Origin of the sequence: Hymenobacter gelipurpurascens, from assembly GCF_900187375.1 — a bacterium.
Lineage (GTDB): Bacteria > Bacteroidota > Bacteroidia > Cytophagales > Hymenobacteraceae > Hymenobacter > Hymenobacter gelipurpurascens.
In genome coordinates this window covers 456344-472566 of the sequence record NZ_FYEW01000002.1, presented here as the reverse complement: position 1 = coordinate 472566, position 16223 = coordinate 456344, and the positions used below count along the sequence as shown (strand labels likewise).

14 protein-coding genes are annotated in these 16223 nt (G+C 56.6%); 8 read left to right on the top strand and 6 right to left on the bottom strand.

Features of this window, described 5'->3' with window-relative positions:
* Positions 1-8 precede the first annotated feature (8 nt).
* Both CFT68_RS13730 and CFT68_RS13725 read right to left on the bottom strand, forming a co-directional pair.
* On the bottom strand, positions 9-533 hold the full coding sequence (locus tag CFT68_RS13730) for a T9SS type A sorting domain-containing protein (RefSeq protein ID WP_088844126.1): 525 nt from the start codon (positions 531-533) through the stop codon (positions 9-11).
* A 287-nt stretch (positions 534-820) separates the two neighbouring features.
* Complete coding sequence (locus CFT68_RS13725; protein WP_170934804.1) at positions 821-1582, bottom strand: biotin--[acetyl-CoA-carboxylase] ligase; 762 nt, start codon at positions 1580-1582, stop codon at positions 821-823.
* A 42-nt stretch (positions 1583-1624) separates the two neighbouring features.
* On the opposite strand from CFT68_RS13725, the gene rsfS reads away from it, so the two are divergent.
* Together rsfS and ftsH are read left to right on the top strand one after the other, a co-directional pair.
* On the top strand, positions 1625-2017 hold the full coding sequence (rsfS, locus tag CFT68_RS13720) for a ribosome silencing factor (RefSeq protein WP_088844124.1): 393 nt from the start codon (positions 1625-1627) through the stop codon (positions 2015-2017).
* A 100-nt stretch (positions 2018-2117) separates the two neighbouring features.
* Positions 2118-4238 (top strand): ATP-dependent zinc metalloprotease FtsH, encoded by a 2121-nt coding sequence (gene ftsH, locus CFT68_RS13715; RefSeq protein WP_088844123.1) that lies wholly within the window; start codon positions 2118-2120, stop codon positions 4236-4238.
* Between the two features lie 74 nt (positions 4239-4312).
* Here ftsH and CFT68_RS13710 read toward each other — a convergent pair whose 3' ends face one another.
* The 3 genes from CFT68_RS13710 to CFT68_RS13700 form a co-directional block, all read right to left on the bottom strand.
* Complete coding sequence (locus tag CFT68_RS13710; RefSeq protein WP_141106562.1) at positions 4313-5341, bottom strand: hypothetical protein; 1029 nt, start codon at positions 5339-5341, stop codon at positions 4313-4315.
* 186 nt (positions 5342-5527) lie between these two features.
* The gene (locus tag CFT68_RS13705; protein ID WP_088844121.1) at positions 5528-6520 is read right to left on the bottom strand and encodes a sulfatase; all 993 of its coding nucleotides are present in this window, start codon (positions 6518-6520) and stop codon (positions 5528-5530) included.
* Positions 6521-6678: 158 nt separating this feature from the next.
* On the bottom strand, positions 6679-7122 hold the full coding sequence (locus CFT68_RS13700) for a hypothetical protein (protein WP_088844120.1): 444 nt from the start codon (positions 7120-7122) through the stop codon (positions 6679-6681).
* Between the two features lie 103 nt (positions 7123-7225).
* Between CFT68_RS13700 and CFT68_RS13695 the strand changes: the two genes are divergently transcribed.
* The 4 genes from CFT68_RS13695 (at position 7226) to CFT68_RS13680 (ending at position 12562) form a co-directional block, all read left to right on the top strand.
* Positions 7226-7888, top strand: coding sequence for a LutC/YkgG family protein (locus CFT68_RS13695; protein WP_088844119.1), 663 nt, complete (start codon positions 7226-7228; stop codon positions 7886-7888).
* A complete protein-coding gene (locus CFT68_RS13690; RefSeq protein ID WP_088844118.1) occupies positions 7863-8654 on the top strand; it encodes a UDP-2,3-diacylglucosamine diphosphatase in 792 nt (263 codons plus the stop codon). The genes CFT68_RS13695 and CFT68_RS13690 overlap by 26 nt, the downstream gene beginning before the upstream one ends.
* On the top strand, positions 8605-9591 hold the full coding sequence (locus CFT68_RS13685) for a hypothetical protein (protein ID WP_141106561.1): 987 nt from the start codon (positions 8605-8607) through the stop codon (positions 9589-9591). Before CFT68_RS13690 ends, CFT68_RS13685 begins: the two co-directional genes overlap by 50 nt.
* Positions 9592-9928: 337 nt before the next feature.
* Positions 9929-12562, top strand: coding sequence for a S8 family serine peptidase (locus CFT68_RS13680; protein WP_088844116.1), 2634 nt, complete (start codon positions 9929-9931; stop codon positions 12560-12562).
* Positions 12563-12916: 354 nt separating this feature from the next.
* Here CFT68_RS13680 and CFT68_RS13675 read toward each other — a convergent pair whose 3' ends face one another.
* Positions 12917-13720, bottom strand: a complete 804-nt coding sequence (locus tag CFT68_RS13675) for a M57 family metalloprotease (RefSeq protein ID WP_088844115.1) — start codon at positions 13718-13720, stop codon at positions 12917-12919.
* 380 nt (positions 13721-14100) lie between these two features.
* On the opposite strand from CFT68_RS13675, the gene ricT reads away from it, so the two are divergent.
* Positions 14101-15660: a PSP1 domain-containing protein gene (gene ricT / locus CFT68_RS13670; protein ID WP_317044113.1), complete on the top strand. Its 1560-nt coding sequence runs from the start codon at positions 14101-14103 to the stop codon at positions 15658-15660.
* 3 nt (positions 15661-15663) lie between these two features.
* A complete protein-coding gene (locus tag CFT68_RS13665; protein WP_088844114.1) occupies positions 15664-16170 on the top strand; it encodes a gliding motility lipoprotein GldH in 507 nt (168 codons plus the stop codon).
* Positions 16171-16223: the final 53 nt, after the last annotated feature.

Below are 16223 nucleotides of genomic sequence, written 5' to 3'. Positions count from 1 at the left end.
GCCTAGGCCTAGTTCTGGAGCACCAGGCGGCGGGTGCTCATGACTTTGTTATCGAGCACCAGGCTGTAGAAGTACATACCTGCGGGTAAATCGGAAAGATTGAGGGCCATGCCACCATCAGCGGCTTCGGGGCGCAGCGAGATGGTGCGCACTTCCCGGCCAATGATGTTGTTGAGGCGCAGCTTATAGTCGGCAGTGAATTTCTGGCCTAGCGAAACCGTAACCAAGCCACGAGCCGGGTTAGGATATACTGAAAGAACCGGAGAAAGGGAGCGAGTCGCTGCAGTAGGCGCTACCGTAGCCGAGGCCGCTCCTACACCCTGCTCTACATTCAGGAAAGAAGTAAAGCGAGGCATGCCATAAGCCGAAAATGAGTACCAGTTACGGTCTAGGCCAGTAGTTAAAAAGGTAGTAGTCTGCTTCTTGTGCCAGGAGGCAACGCCCCCCTGCTGTAACCTGACGGTGGCAGCCACCATCGGAAACTGCAGGAGTAGCAGCAAGGCCAGAGAAAGTAAACGAGTAAATATGTTCATGGCATTAAGTCAGGAAAAGCGGGCCATGAGAAAGACAGGCCGTTATGGAAAGGCAAATTACTTTAAAAATGGCAGCTAGGCCACTCTACACTCCATAACGCAAGCACCATGCCCGTTTTAGGAAGTCAATTAGCCCCGTATTGCGCTACAGATACCTATTTAGAGCAGAAAGTTGCCCGAAGGTTTAAAGCAGTACGAGCGGCAGTAAGGATCGTTGAACAAATATATAGATAAAATCTTGTTGTTGAGCCGAATAGGTCGAGGGCAAGTGCTGATTAATCAATGGGTTATAAATAACGGATTTCTTTCAAATCGAAATGGCGTAGCTGCCCCGCAATCTGAACAGCCAGGCGACCGGCATCATCTACGCCCAAGATTATGCCCCGCACGCGGCGGCCATCTACCTCATAGTCGTGCTCTTCTTGGTACCGATATAAGGCCTGTAGGTAGTCAAAGCGGAGCGTCCCCACCTTGCCCGCTCGCAGTTGCAGATAGCGCCGTTCTAGGCTTTCCAACAGTCTCGCCACCAAGGCCGGGAGCGAATATTTGCGGCCCGTAAGCTGCGCCATTGAGGTAGCGGTTGGCACGCCAAACTCTTGCTGGTTGATATTTAATCCTATTCCGACGATGCTATACTGAATCTTCGGGCCGTTAAGTGTGTTCTCAATCAGGATGCCGCCCAGCTTTTGCGTGCCGAAAAAAATATCGTTCGGCCACTTAATACGCAGGACCGGATCCGGACCTAGCAGCGCTGTGGCCCAATCGTGCACGGCCAGCGCTACGGCTTGGCTGAGTTGAAACTGGTCGGGAGCTGGCAGAAAGGAAGGCTGCCAAACCACTGACATCGTCAGGTTTTCGCCGGGTGCGGCTTCCCATTGGTTGCCGCGTTGGCCCCGGCCGGCGGTCTGTTTGTCGGTTATGACGCAGCAGCCATCCGTGGCCCGGTTTTGGCCAATTAACATCTGTGCCTCCGTGTTTGTAGAGGCACATTCGGGCAACCAGACAAGCTGTTGGCCCGTGAAGAGAGTTTGGGGGGATATAGCGTCCACCTGATTTTCGTACTTTGTGACGTTCAAACCTAACAATACCCCATGAAAAGTACCCTGGTTCGGCAGGATTCGGACAAGTTGGCAGATGTAGTAGTACGCGGCATGCAAGAGAAGAAGGCAGTCGATATCGTAGTACTCAATCTAAAGGAGCTAAAAAATGCTGTGGCGGATTATTTTGTTATCTGCTCTGCATCCTCAGATACACAGCTGGACGCTATTGCGCGCTCAGTAGAAGAAGAAGTTGAAAAGCTTACCGGCCAGAACCCCTGGCAGACTGAAGGCCGAATGAACCGTGAGTGGGTGCTGCTCGACTACGTAGATGTAGTAGTGCACGTATTCCTGCGCGACCGTCGGCAATTCTACTCGCTCGAAGAGCTGTGGGGTGATGCCGAAATTACGCACGTGGCAGAAGAAACTGCGGTTGCCGTAAAGTAAACGTCGGCTGGTTGCGTCTTGGTAGCTGAGAGGGATCTACGCCAACAAACGCACATGTGGCGTGTTCCGCTTTTGTTTCTCGTCTTAGTAACTACTATTCATGTCTGATACGACTCCCAAAAAGAAAAAGCCTATGCTGCCCAACCCGGCGCCTAAACCGGGGATGCAGCTATGGGTGCTGACGGGGCTGGTAGTATTCATCCTCGGGATGATCTACCTGAACCGCAGCAATACCCTAACTGAAATTAAGCAGCGGGATTTTGAACAGATGTTGGTGGCCGGCGACGTTTCTGACGTTTCGTTGGTGAACGACCGGCAGGTGAAAGTCTCGCTTAAGCGCGAGGCCCTCACCAAGCCGGAGTACAAGCAGAAGCTGGCACCCCGTAGCCCCCTAACAGTTCCTAACGAGCCCGGTCCTCAGTTCAGCTTCCGGGTGGTGGACGGTAAAACCTTCAAGGCCGACCTCGACAAGCTACAGGCAACACTTCCCGCCGACCGCCAGGTAGGCCTACGCGTGGCCGATGAAACCAGCTATGGTGACTACGTGACCACGTGGGGGTTCATGATTCTGCTGTTCGTGGGTTTCTGGTTCCTGATGCGCCGCATGAGCGGTGCGGGCGGACCTGGCGGCCAGATCTTCAACATCGGTAAGTCGCGTGCTGCGCTTTTTGAAGGCGGCGACAAGGTGAAAATCACTTTCAAAGATGTAGCTGGCCTAGAGGAAGCCAAGGAAGAAGTACAAGAGATTGTAGAGTTTCTGAAGCACCCAGCCAAGTTTACCATCCTCGGCGGTAAAATCCCGAAGGGTGCGCTGCTGGTAGGCCCTCCCGGCACGGGTAAAACATTGCTAGCGAAAGCTGTAGCCGGTGAAGCTGATGTTCCGTTCTTCTCGCTTTCGGGTTCTGACTTCGTAGAGATGTTCGTAGGTGTGGGTGCTGCCCGTGTCCGCGACCTGTTCAAGCAGGCCAAGGCCAAGGCGCCTTGTATCATCTTCATCGATGAGATTGATGCTATTGGTCGGAGCCGCTCACGTGGCAACGTACCCGGTGGCAACGATGAGCGCGAAAACACGCTGAACTCGCTACTGGTGGAAATGGACGGTTTCGGTACCGACTCGGGTGTTATCATCCTGGCCGCTACCAACCGCCCCGATACGCTGGACTCGGCCCTGCTGCGTCCTGGTCGTTTCGACCGTCAGATTTCTATTGACAAGCCGGATATTAATGGCCGCACGGAGATTTTCAACGTGCACCTGAAGCCACTGACGCTGGGCCCCGATGTGGAAGCTAAGAAGCTGGCCGCTCAAACGCCTGGTTTTGCCGGTGCCGAAATTGCCAACGTCTGCAACGAAGCTGCCCTGATTGCCGCCCGCCGCGACAAGAAGATGGTGACTATGCTGGACTTCACGGACGCTGTTGACCGTGTCATTGGTGGCCTAGAGAAGAAAAATAAGATTATCAGCCCTGGCGAGAAACGCATAGTGGCCTACCACGAAGCTGGTCACGCTATTGCTGGCTGGTTCTTGGAGCACGCTGACCCGTTGGTGAAAGTGAGCATTGTGCCACGCGGCGTGGCGGCACTGGGTTACGCCCAGTATCTGCCCCGTGAACAGTTCCTATACAACACCGAGCAGCTCATGGACGAAATGTGCATGACGCTGGGTGGCCGCGCTGCCGAGGAGCTGGTGTTCGGTAAAATCTCGACTGGTGCCCTAAGTGACCTGGAGCGTATCACAAAGATGGCCTACAGCATCGTGACGATGTACGGCATGAACAACAAGCTCGGCAATATCTCTTATTACGACTCTAAGGGGCAGAATGAGTACGGTTTCTCGAAGCCGTATTCGGAAGCTACCTCGCAGATGATTGATGAGGAAGTACGTGGTATCATCGAAGGCGCTTACATCCGCACGAAGGAGCTTCTCACGGAGCGCCGTCATGAATTGGAAGTAATTGCCAAGGAGTTGCTGGAGAAAGAGATTCTGCAACAGGATGACTTGGTTCGCCTAGTAGGTCCTCGTCCTTTCGATAGCCAAACGACTTACCAGGCCCACATGGCCGGTACTGACCGTAGCGAAACCCTCAGCGAGCTGAAGCAGGAGCACCCGCTGCCCCTTGGCAACGACCTGCCGGAGCTGAACCTGCCCGGGGTTGATAACGGACAGCAAGGAGCCTCGAATGCACCTACGGAGCCAAGCGGCAGTGCCGTAACGCCAGTATAGCTGCTCCGCTTATAGAAATTGAAAGCCAGCCCTTATGGGCTGGCTTTTTTTATGCCATATGTTCTAACTACTTACTAAAGCCCTTTGATGTTGGTGTACTGTTTCTCGTTCCGGCGCCCCACTCGCACTATGTTGCGCTCAAAATCTTTCGGATCATTCAGAGTCTTGTAGAAATCTTCCAGAAACCGGGAAGCAAATAGCTTTTCATCCTTGCTTAGATAAGGACACAGCTCATATATGTTGTAAAAGGCCTTTTGATGATCATTGAACAGTGTGCGCGTTTCTTTGTAAATCTCTTCTGAGAAACCATAGCCCCGAAAAAGCCGCTGCCGCACCGACGTGATACCGAGTTGCGGTGGAGGCTCGGCGTAGGGCGTCATCACTAGGCCACAATAGTCAAAATCGTAAGGTACCGGAATGCAGGTAGCATTTTTATCGGGGGAGAGCAGTCGGATATTATGCCTATAAGGTACCGACCAGTCTGTATTCCCGATCATATATTGGAAGAAGGCTACCATTGCCATCTTGCGCTGGTCGGTGTGCTGCATGCCAATAAAGAAGAGCTTGGGAATGATAGTCGCCTTGTTGCGCAGAGCCATAGCCGAGGCCTCTTCCAGTAAAAATGATTGATGCTCCGCAGATTTGCGCTTGCCGTTGGCATCCTGGTAGGTAACCCGGCATAGCCTGGCCCGGAAACTCATGGTAGTAAGCGCATTGTAGAGCTTATACACCAGGTACTCCCGCAGCACATAGCTGTCCTCCAGGCAGTGGGTCGTCATTTTGAGCTCCTGCACTTTCCCGAAAGGAGTGGAGGCACTAAAGGCTTTTGGAAAGCTGATGAGTAGTGGTGGAAAATCGCAGACGGTAGGGTCTTTTCTTCGGTTTCCTCGAACCCGAACCTGCACGGGTAGCGAGGTCTTTTTACCGGTTTCGTCCTGATACAGGAGTGTAGCAGCGTGCAATGCAGGATTGGCTCCCCGGTCACGCAGAATATCATCTATCGGAAGCACGAGCGTGAAACGGAACTCTTGCTCGCTGGTGAAAAAAGGATTTTCGCCGGCGAGTTCCTGGGCCAGAGTACCTTGGGCAGGCGCACTCTGCATAGTAGCCCGGACTGGCCCAGGCAGCCAGAACAGCCAAAGCAGAAAGCCAAGGCGAAATGCAGAGTAGAGCACCCTTGTCATGACAAGAGAAGTAAAGAAGTTGCCTTTGAGCAGATAGTCTTTCGGCGCACCACGCTGGGTGCCGCACATGCAACTCCGCCTTCTCCGGGCGCGAGGCTAAAAGGGTTAGCGCTTCATCAGGCTCTGCATTGGCTTTCCTTGGCTTTGCTCAAACGGAAAACCCAGTAGGTAGGCCACGGTAGGAGCCAAGTCTACCAATGTATGCTGTTCTGCCAGCGTGAGGCCACTCCTGAAATCGGGGCCCAGGGCCAGGAGGCTAATATGCCGGCAGCCCAGGCAGTCGTCGCCGTGCTCCATGTAGCCCGAGTCGATGCCATTGAGGTGGCGGCCATGGTCGTTGGTAATAAGTAGGGTGGTGTTGTTTCGGTAGGTCTTGCTCCGGCGCAGGAAGTTGTAGAGCTCCATCACGTACCGATCATCGCGCGCAATGCCGCGCAGATAAAACGGCCAGTTGCCGGCATGGGCAAAGCCATCGGGCTCCATGAAATTGATCAGGACTAAGTTGGGTTTGTGCTCCGTCAGGATGCGCTTGACAGCTATTAGCGTCAGGGAGTCGGAGCGGTAGCCGCTGCCAGGACCGCTAATGCCACAATCAATGGAAGGCATGTACTGGTCTTTCCACTCCGGGTTCAGGGTATTGGCCAGAATATGCAGCTTGTCTTTGCTGGTAATAAGCCAGGCCGCCGTGGCGGGCTTGCCGGTAGCTTTGCGCCAGCACTGGAAGATGGACGGCTGCTGCGGCAACTCCTGGCCAAAATTATCGATGGGCTGATTGATACCCGTAGTGATGGCCGCATGGCCGGAGTTGGTATACGTAAACCCGTTGTTGAAGAAGTTAGGCAGAAAAACCCCTCTAGGCCTCAACCGGGTGGCCATATTTGGAATAAGCCCCGGTATACTGTCCCAGGTTTCGGAAAACCGCGGCCCATCAATAACAACAATGATAACGTTGCGCGTCTTGAGGCCTTTTTTAGGGGCATCAGGTGGGGCTGGCGAAAATGAAAACAGCAGCAACAGCCACAAGCCCCAGACATACTGCCGCCTGCCGGTGCCAGAGAAGAGGCGGCCCCGCCGCCCGAAGGGTGCGAAGAATGGCATGAGACTGAGCGGAATAGAAAGCAGTGGCTGCTATCAGGTGTTATTAAATATACAATAAAAAATATATAATTTCCTGGATGCTTTCCGGGTAGCCTAGGCTTATAAGCAGAAGGGCCACCCAAAGTTGGGCGGCCCTTCTGCTTATAAGCCTAGGCCACTTAGTTGATCGTAATCTGGCTTACAATTACTCCATTAGGCGTATCAGGATTGAGCGTAGCCGACTGCGTGACGGGAGCAGTAAGCGTTAAGGACTGGCCCGTGGTCAGGGGCTTATCGGCTGTTACGTACACCCAAAGCTTCTCACCTTTAACTCGGTTCAGCAACTGAAATGTTTTGGGCTCTTTGCCGCCGCCTGTTTCGGCCCACGTGATAGTGCCCGTCAGCTCACTGCCGGTTTTGGCTTCCGCTTCTGCCTGCGTTTTGGCTACTCCAAAGCTGCCAATGGTGCTGGACTGTGCAAACCCCTTCATCGAGAAGCTCACAATAACATTTTGCGTGGCCTGTACAACCGGGGTAGGAGTAGGAGAGTTGTCGTCGCAACCCGTAAAGCTAAAGGCAAGGAGGCCTAGAAAGGCCAGAGGATATAACCGCTGTAGTAGCATGGAATAAGAAAGGAAAGTTTGTCGAAGATAAGCAAACCAACCCTTACTAAGACTAATGCTGCAACCACCGCGGCTTCTTCCTGCCAACTGCTACCTTTGCGCCATGGCCGATACCTCCCGCGACATCATCCTGCGCCGCATCCGCGAGTCGTTGCAGAAGCCGGCGGAGCAACCTGCCCGCCCCGATTTCAGCGCGCCCCTGCATCCTAGGCCAGGCCCCGAGGATGATCTGGCCATTGCCTTCGCCCAAAGCTTCGTGCGGGTAGGGGGTGTGTTCTACTTCTGCGAGTCAGAAGAGCACTTCTACGACCAACTGTTCACCTATAAAAAGGAGAAAGGCCTGGAGCGGTTATTTGTGTGGGAGCCGGAGCTGAAAAAGCTGCTGCACGCAGGAGACTTAGTATTTCAGGGTGATGAAACGGAATTTCTGGCTCACGCCGACGCCGGCCTGACTTCCTGCGAAGCCCTGGTGGCGCGCACTGGCAGCGTGCTGGTAAGTGCCGCCAGCAGTAGCGGCCGCCGCCTCAGCATCTACCCCGATCAGCACCTGGTGCTGGCCCGAACTTCCCAGGTAGTGGCCGACATTGGGGACGCGCTGAAGCTGGTGCAGCAGAAGTATGGGGCCGACCACCTGCCTTCTATGATTTCCCTGACTACGGGGCCGAGCAGGACGGCCGATATTGAAAAAACGCTGGTACTCGGAGCCCACGGCCCGCGCAGCATTGTGTTGTTTTTGCTGGATGACGCGCCCGCCGCAACTACCTGATCTTGCGCTGCCGCCCGGCCGCAAAGTGTATTTCGCTTCCGACTTTCACTTAGGCGCCCCCGATGCCGCCCGCTCCCTGGAGCGGGAGCGGCGCATTGTGCGCTGGCTAACCGAAGCGGCCAAAGATGCCGCCGCCATTTACCTGCTGGGCGATATTTTCGACTTTTGGTTTGAGTACCGGCACGCTATTCCGCGCGGCTTTATCCGGTTGCAGGGCAAGCTGGCCGAACTCACCGACGCTGGCATTCCGGTTATCTTCTTCACCGGCAACCACGACATGTGGATGTTCGATTACTTCACGAAGGAGCTCGGCATTCCGATTCTGCGCAACCCCATCAGCCAGCGGATTGGGGGCCACTTATTCCACATCGGGCACGGAGACGGCCTGGGCCCCGGCGACCATACCTACAAGCTGCTGAAGCGCGTGTTCACCTCGCCGGTGGCGCAGTGGCTGTTTGCGCGAATACACCCCAACGTAGGTATTGGGATAGCCAACCGCTGGAGCCGCCACAGCCGCCTGCAAAATGGAGCAGCCGACAGCACCTATTTCGGGGAAGACGAGTGGCTGCTGACCTATTGCCGGGAGATAGAGCAGGCCTACCACCACGAGTATTATATCTTCGGCCATCGGCACCTGCCGCTTGATGTATCGGTGGCCCCCGGCAGCCGCTACATCAACCTAGGCGAGTGGGTCAATTATTGCTCCTATGGTGTCTATGATGGTTCTGAACTGGTTCTGCGGCATTTCGATAAAGAGAACGGATAAGCGCAAGTTCCGCCGCCTAAGCCAGTGGCCTACAGACCGCGTCCTGCGTTTGGCCCTGGCGGCTGGCTTGCTAACGGTGTCCGTTAGTGGCCTAGCCCAAACCACAGCTCCCGCGGCCGGCTCGGTGGCGCCGGCTGCGCAGGCCTCGCCGGTCCTGACGGTTCCCGCCGATACCAAGGCCGCCCAGCCTGGCGCCTGGCAGCTGGTGCGCACTGTGGCCCTGGCCCAGCCTGGCCCCGCCTCCCTGGACCGGCGCGGCAACCTTTACGTAACCGATGGGCAAAACAACCTCCATCAATACGGCCCCGATGGGCAGACCCTGAACACCTTCTCGCCACCGCTACCGGGCCACACGGCGCAGGTAGAGGCCTGGAATACCACCAAGGTGCTGGTGTTTTATGACGACCGGCAGGAGCTAGTGCTGCTCGATAGGTTTATGGCGCCCATCACGAAGCTCACGCTGCTCGATTTTTTCGATGGCATGGTGCGCGCCGCCACCCTGGCCCCCGACGACCGGTACTGGCTCCTCAACGAATCGGACCTGACACTGCGCCAGTTAGATGCCTCGGTGGGGCGCTTCACCATCACCACGCCGCTCGATATTCTTATCGGGCGCAGCCGCCCCGACTTTCGATTTCTGCGCGAATACCAGAACAACCTCTATCTCGTCGATCATAACAACGGGATCTATGTGTTCGATAACCTTGGTAATTACCGCAAGAAGCTGCCTTTTTCCGGCCTCAGCACCATCGGCTTCCGCGGCGACGAGCTGTATTTTCTGGCCAACGACGGCATGCACTTCTTTCACCTCTACAACCTCACGGAGCGCACCGTAGCGTTGCCGGCAGCACAGCCCGGCAGTATCCGGCAGGTGCTGATGGGCGAGCAGTATGCCTATGTCTTCACGGGCAGTGGCCTACAGGTGTATCATTTATAAAATAACCGGTTTAGAGCCCGGCTCCATCTTCGGAAAAACTAAGTCAGGCTCGAATATTACGCCCAAAAGGCAGTTGTGCAGTAACCCAGACCCGGCTTGGGCCGTTAGGGGGTAAGCCTGCAAGGGCTCAATAGCTGATAAATATATTCAGGTAAAAGTGGAGTTGAAGCCGTGAGTAAGGGCTTGACTCCGTGCAAAAAGGGCTGGCTTTTTAGTCAGCCTTTTTTGTTGTGTGGCCGAGAAGCGGCATCTGCGCCGAAGGGCAATTATGTCTATATTTGAAAGGATGACCTTGGGTCATCTGCCGCCCTGTCCTTGCCACAACTAAACTCCTGCTATGTCTGCTGCTTTTCCGGCTTGCCGGGCTTTTCGTCGTATTCTGGTTGCAGTGGTTTGCAGTATTGCCGTGAGCTCCTGGCCCGGCATCAGCAAAGCCCAAACTACCCCCACGCCGCCGATAAGCCGCCGCATAGCCCCAGGAATGTTGGCCGGACGAGCGCCCCACACAGTACGGGTAAGCGTATCTGACGCAGCCGCGTTTCGGCAGTGGCTGGCCCGTGAGAAACCCGAAGCCACGGTAACCGCTGAACCGCATCATCCGGCCCTGTTGCGGGTGCAGGGTGCGAGCCCGTCAGTATTAGCCGCCTGCCCCTGGATAACTTTTGTGGACAAAGCCAGCCGGCAGGCTCACGACGAAATCCGGCTCAGTGGCTCCGATTTTGGTCTCAATAAGGTGAGCCCCGTGCATAGCCGCTACCCCAGCCTAACGGGCAGTGGCCTAGCGGTTTCAATAAAGGAAAACCCCCTCGATATCCAGGATATTGACTTTAAAGGGCGGTTACTGAACCCCGACCCGAAGGCCGCTATGCAGTCGTCGCACTCCACCATTATGGCTACCCTGATTGCTGGTGGCGGCAATTCCTCTCCGGATGGCAAGGGAGCCGCCTGGCAGGCCCGCATCGCGCAATCAGACTACAGCAATCTGTTGCCTGATGATGGCGCTGTGCTGGCGCAACAGGGCGTAACGGTACAAAATCACTCCTACGGAGTCGGCATCGAAAATTATTATGGTCTAGAAGCCCAGGCCTACGACGAGCAAACCCGGCAGTATCCGGCGCTGCTGCATGTTTTTTCGTCCGGCAACTCCGGCAATCAAACCAGCTCCAGTGGCCCCTACAGTGGCCTAGCTGCCGTGGCCAACCTGACGGGGCAGTTTAAGATGGCCAAAAACGTGCTGCTGGTAGGGGCTACCGATGCGCTAGGCCAGGTCTCGCCCCTTAGTTCTCGGGGTCCGGCGTATGATGGCCGCATAAAGCCGGAGCTGGTGGCCTACGGCGATGGTGGCTCCTCGGAAGCGGCGGCCTTAGTATCGGGCATCAGCCTCCTGGTGCAGCAGGCCTACCGCGAGAAGCAGGGCAGCGTGCCGCCCGCCGCGCTGGTGAAAGCCGTACTCCTGAACAGTGCCGATGATGCTGGCCGCCCGGCCGTTGATTTTGAGTCTGGCTACGGACAGGCCGATGCGCTGGGAGCCGTGCAAACCATGCTGGAAAATCGGTTTATGCAAGGCAGCGTAGGCCAGGGGCAGGAGCAGGTGTTGCAGATAACGGTGCCAGCGGGCACGCAGCACCTGAAAGTTACGCTGGCATGGGCTGACCCCGCAGCTGCGGCCAATGCCTCACGCGCCCTGCTCAACGACCTCGACCTTACCCTCGTGCGCCCCACTGATGGGCAGCGCTGGCTCCCCTGGACGCTGAGCAGCTATGCGCACCCAGATTCGTTGCGCCTACCGGCCCGCCGCCGTCCCGACCATCTCAATAACGCCGAGCAAATCACGCTGGACGTGCCGGGCCCCGGAATTTATGAGTTGCACGTGGGTGGCAACCAAGTGCCGCAGGGCCCACAGTCTTTCAGTGTGGCCTACGAGTTTGGGCAACTCTTTTCCTGGACGCAGCCCACCTCGGCGCGTAACCTGCCCGCTGCCTCTATTGCCTTGCTCCGCTGGCAGTGGGCCGGCCCGGCCACGGCCGCCCGACTGGAGTATCGGCCGATAGGCCAGCGCCAGTGGCAGGTGCTCAGCCCGTCTATAGATCTGGCGAAACAATACTTCAGGTGGTCTACGCCCGATACGACGGCTCCCATGCAGGTTCGGCTACTCACCGGGGCGGCCTCTTATGAGTCGGATACGTTCTTTGTGGCCCGGCCGCTGGCCCTGCAGGTCGGCTACAACTGCCCCGAAGAAACGCTCCTGACCTGGGCCCGTGTGCCCGGCGCCACGCACTACCAGGTATATGTGCTGGGGGAAACCCAACTGGAGCCTTTCCGAACCTTGCCAGACACGGTGCTCTTCCTGACACCCGGCGAGGTGGCCCGCGGCTACTACGCTGTGGCACCCGTGGTGCAAGGCCTAGTGGGAGAGCGTGGCAGCACGCCCAATATCCGGCAGGAAGCCTATGGCTGCTATATCCGGTCCTTCATTCCACAGCAGCTGGTGTCCGATACCGTTCGATTGCAATTGCAGCTGGGCACTACTTTCCGGCTGAAAACCACGCAGCTGCAGCGCCGCGAAGCTGATGGCACGTTCCGCACCGTCCAGACTGTGCCCGCTGCCCTTGCCCAAACCCTCACCGATGCTTCCCCGGTACCTGGGCGGGCTGAATACCGCGCTAAGCTGGAGGCCGATGGAGGCCGCGTGTACTATAGTGCCGTAGAGGAGGTGTTCTTCGTGCGCCCCAATGATGTGCTAGTGTACCCTGTGCCGGCCGCGCAAGGCGCCCCGCTCACGGTGGTAGGCCCCAAAGACAAGGCTTTGCGCGTGCGCGTGTTTGATATGCTAGGCCGCCTTCGGGGCGAAGTGAAGGCCGACGGGACCATTAATTCGGTGGTGCTGCCCATACTCGGCAAAGGAACTTTCCTGCTCCGGATAAGCGCGGGCAATGGCCCCGAGCAAACGCGCCGCATCCTAGTGCTGTAGGCCACTCTATACTTGGTGCGAGACGGCGGAAGGTAAGTCAGGCCTGCCACTGATGCGGTTTAGAACGGGCCATAAGTCCACGGTTAATATCATGCGGAGCTTGCCGATGCTTCTTGCGTGCTGGCGTTCTGTGGTCAGCTGGCTAGTTTCTGGCCAGATGCTTCGGCTGCGTTCAGCATGATGGTTTTCTTGCTTGTCTGAAGTAAAAGACATAAATAATAGGCCTACAAGCCCCTCCAGCTTTGGCAGATACGGCCCATCAGCCCGCAGGCCCACGAGTATAAGGCACAACAAAAAGCCCCGCCTCAGCTGAGGCGGGGCTTTGGGTAAGCAGTGGGCCAAGTGGCCTAGGGCTTAGTACAGGTAGTTGAGAGCCGTACGGTCGTTGGTGTTGAACGGACGGTTTACACCCGTACCGATGCAAGCCAGCATCCAGGAGTTCGGGTCAGGACCGGAAGGAGTACCGGGGACCAGGATAGCGCCAACCGTGCTGGCACCTTCGTTTACTGCCGAGCCACCGCAGCTATACTGACGGCTCATGTAGTCGGTGTGGCGGAAGCCGATGCAGTGACCGATTTCGTGGGCCAGTACCGAGGCGATAGTAGTAGTAGCGTAGCTGGTGCCCAAAGCATCAGAGTTTACCAATACCTGGTTGTAAGGATTGCCACCCGATGGGAAGCCAGCCGATGCCAGGTAGCTAGCGCCTGATGGAGATTTTGTCAGGACGATGCTGCCACCAGAAGTTACCCGAGAGAACTTGATACGGAGGTTTTCAGCGTTGTAGCGGCGAATAGCCTCGTCGGCGGCGGTAACGTACGCCGAAGGCAAGGTAGTCGATACACGAACCGTGATGGTACGGGGCAAGCCAGTTACTAGGTTCGTGGTGCGGTACTGCTCATCTTCACCAACGCGCATCATCTTGTAATCGGGGGTGCTGGCGAGCATTTCGTCGGTGAGCATGATGTCACCTTCTACTAGTACACCGCCCTCTACCTTCTTGGCTTCTGTGGCCGAGAAACCTAGCGCCTTAATCTGGCTGACGGTCGATTCTGATACTTCGTTCTTTACTTCAACATTGGCTTTTTCCTGGCAGGAGGAAAGCGAGAGTGCCGCGACGGCAAACATCGCGAGGGGGGCGAGTAGTCTTGTGGTTTTCATGTGTTTTGGTTGTGGTTAGTGAAAAGATCGATGAAAAGGTAGGTATTTATTGTTGAATCATCAAAATGGCTGAGGTTATTTTGCCAAAATTATATACTAATATTTAAAGGCAGGTAGGAGATAAAGATGGGTTGAGTCATTCTGGGATATTGAATTTTTCCGTTTTGAGAAAAATTCGAAAAAGTGAAACCATAGCCCATATTATTTCCGTTTAAGGCCGCTGTATTTTGGAGAGGTGAGCCGGCCGCATGTTCCTTCTGTAAGTAGAAATGCCTCTATAAAGAGCAGTCGGCCTTGCGCCGCCTAATTCTGTATCTTTGTACAAGACCCTTTCCGTGCGGAATCCCTTTCCTCCGCCTTACCTATAGATTCTACAAGCCGTGGCTTGCACATCCTGCTCCTCCGGTGGAGGCTGCTCCACTACTTCTGCTTCGGGCTGCGGCTCGAAAGGCAGCTGTAGTAGCGGCTGTACCCGCCTCAATGTATTCGACTGGCTTCAGGACCTCGACCTGCCCAGCGACTTTAAAGAATTCGACATCGTCGAGATCCGCTTCAAAGGCGGCCGCAAAGACTTCTTCCGCAATACCAGCCGCCTGCCCCTCATCACTGGCGATGCCGTGGTGGTGGAGGCTGCCAGCAATGGCTGGCACTTAGGCCATGTTTCGCTGAAAGGCGAGCTGGTGCGCCTGCAGATGAAGAAGAAGAAGGTGCCCCTTGATTCCAAGGACATCAAAGGCATTCTGCGCGTGGCCACCGACCAAGATGTGGAGCGCTGGAACGCCGTCCGCGACCTGGAAACGGGCACCATGTTCCGGGCCCGCTCCGTGGTAGATGAGCTGCGCCTCAAAATGAAGCTCTCCGATGTGGAGTATCAGGCTGACCGTACCCGCGCTACTTTCTTCTATTCTGCCGAAGACCGGGTGGATTTCCGGGACCTGATCAAGCGCCTGGCCGATGAGTTTCGGGTGCGCGTAGAGATGCGTCAGATCTCCCTGCGCCACGAGGCCGGCCGCCTGGGCGGTATCGGCTCCTGCGGGCGGGAACTGTGCTGCTCCACCTGGCTCACCGATTTCAAGAGCGTAAGCACTACTGCGGCTCGCTACCAGAACCTGAGCCTGAACCCCGCCAAGCTCTCGGGACAGTGCGGCCGCCTCAAGTGCTGCCTCAACTACGAGCTGGATACATACCTCGATGCCCTCAAGGACATTCCGCAGGTGCAGCGCCCCTTGCTCACGGAGAAAGGCGACTACGTACTGCAGAAGACCGATATCTTCAAGCGCAAAATGTGGTTTGCCGTGCGCGGCGACAACAACTGGGTGGTCCTCCCGACCGAGCGCGTGCGCGAAGTACAGGAGATGAACAAGCGCGGCGAAAAGCCCGATAACCTCTTGGCGCCGGTGCGCGAGGAGGAGAAGGCGCCCGAAGTAACCGCCATTGTGGAAGGTTCATTAGAGCGTCTCGACGATAAAATAAAGGGTTCGAAGCGTACCAAGCGCAAAAAGACCAAGGAGAAGCCTGTCGCTTCGGCCGCCGCTCCAGCGGGCACCAAGGCCCCGCGTCCTGCAACTCCTAAAGCCACTACTGCCGAGCCGGATGAATCGGTTTCGTCGGAAGCGGGTGAAGCGGCCGAAGGCAGCAGCGGCGAAACCCGGCGCCCGCGTGGTGCCGCAGCTCGCCCCCTGAACCGCCGCGGCCGCGGTCGGGGAGAAGGCAAACGCAACGACGCCCCCCGGGCGGAAGGCGAAGCACCAGCCGGCGACGCTAGGCCACCTCGCAACAGCGAAGGCCGCCCACCGCGCAATGCTGCTCCAGGCTCCGATGCCGCTAAGGGCACCGGCGAGCCGGGTGGTGAGCGGCGTGGCGGGCGTAACTCCCGGCGCGGGGGCTCCCGCTCCGGCGGGCCAGCGGGTGGGGCCACTCCTCCAACCCCTGCTTCTTAGCCTATGCGCGCCGTATTCCGCTTTCTGCCGGTAGCAGGCCTGCTAGGCCTGTTGCTCACGGCCTGCGACTCCGGGCAGGTGTATGAAAAAAACACCGACCTAAAATCGCCGTCTGGTGAGGCCTACGTGTGGGCTGTGCAGGAAAAACCCACGTTTGAGTTTGATATTCCGGACACCACGCAGCGCTACGATGTATATTTCAACGTGCGCAATGCTTCTGCCTATGAGTACTACAACTTGTATGTGAAGCATACGCTCACGGGCCCCGATGGGAAACCCATTTCGCGGCTTCTGCACGAGATGCTCCTGATGGACCCTAAAACCGGAGAGCCGCGCGGCCAAGGCACCGGCGACATATACGACCATCAGTTTCTGGCCCTACCGAATCAGCATTTCAGCCAGACTGGCACCTATAAAATTATGCTGGAGCAGTATATGCGCCAGGATCAGCTGCCGGGCATCATGGCCGTTGGGGTGCGGGTTTCCAAGCACGAAGGCGCCAGTAAATAGGCCTAGAATATAGCAGCAGTGCCCCATTTGAACGCCGGTGCCAGCAGTATCTT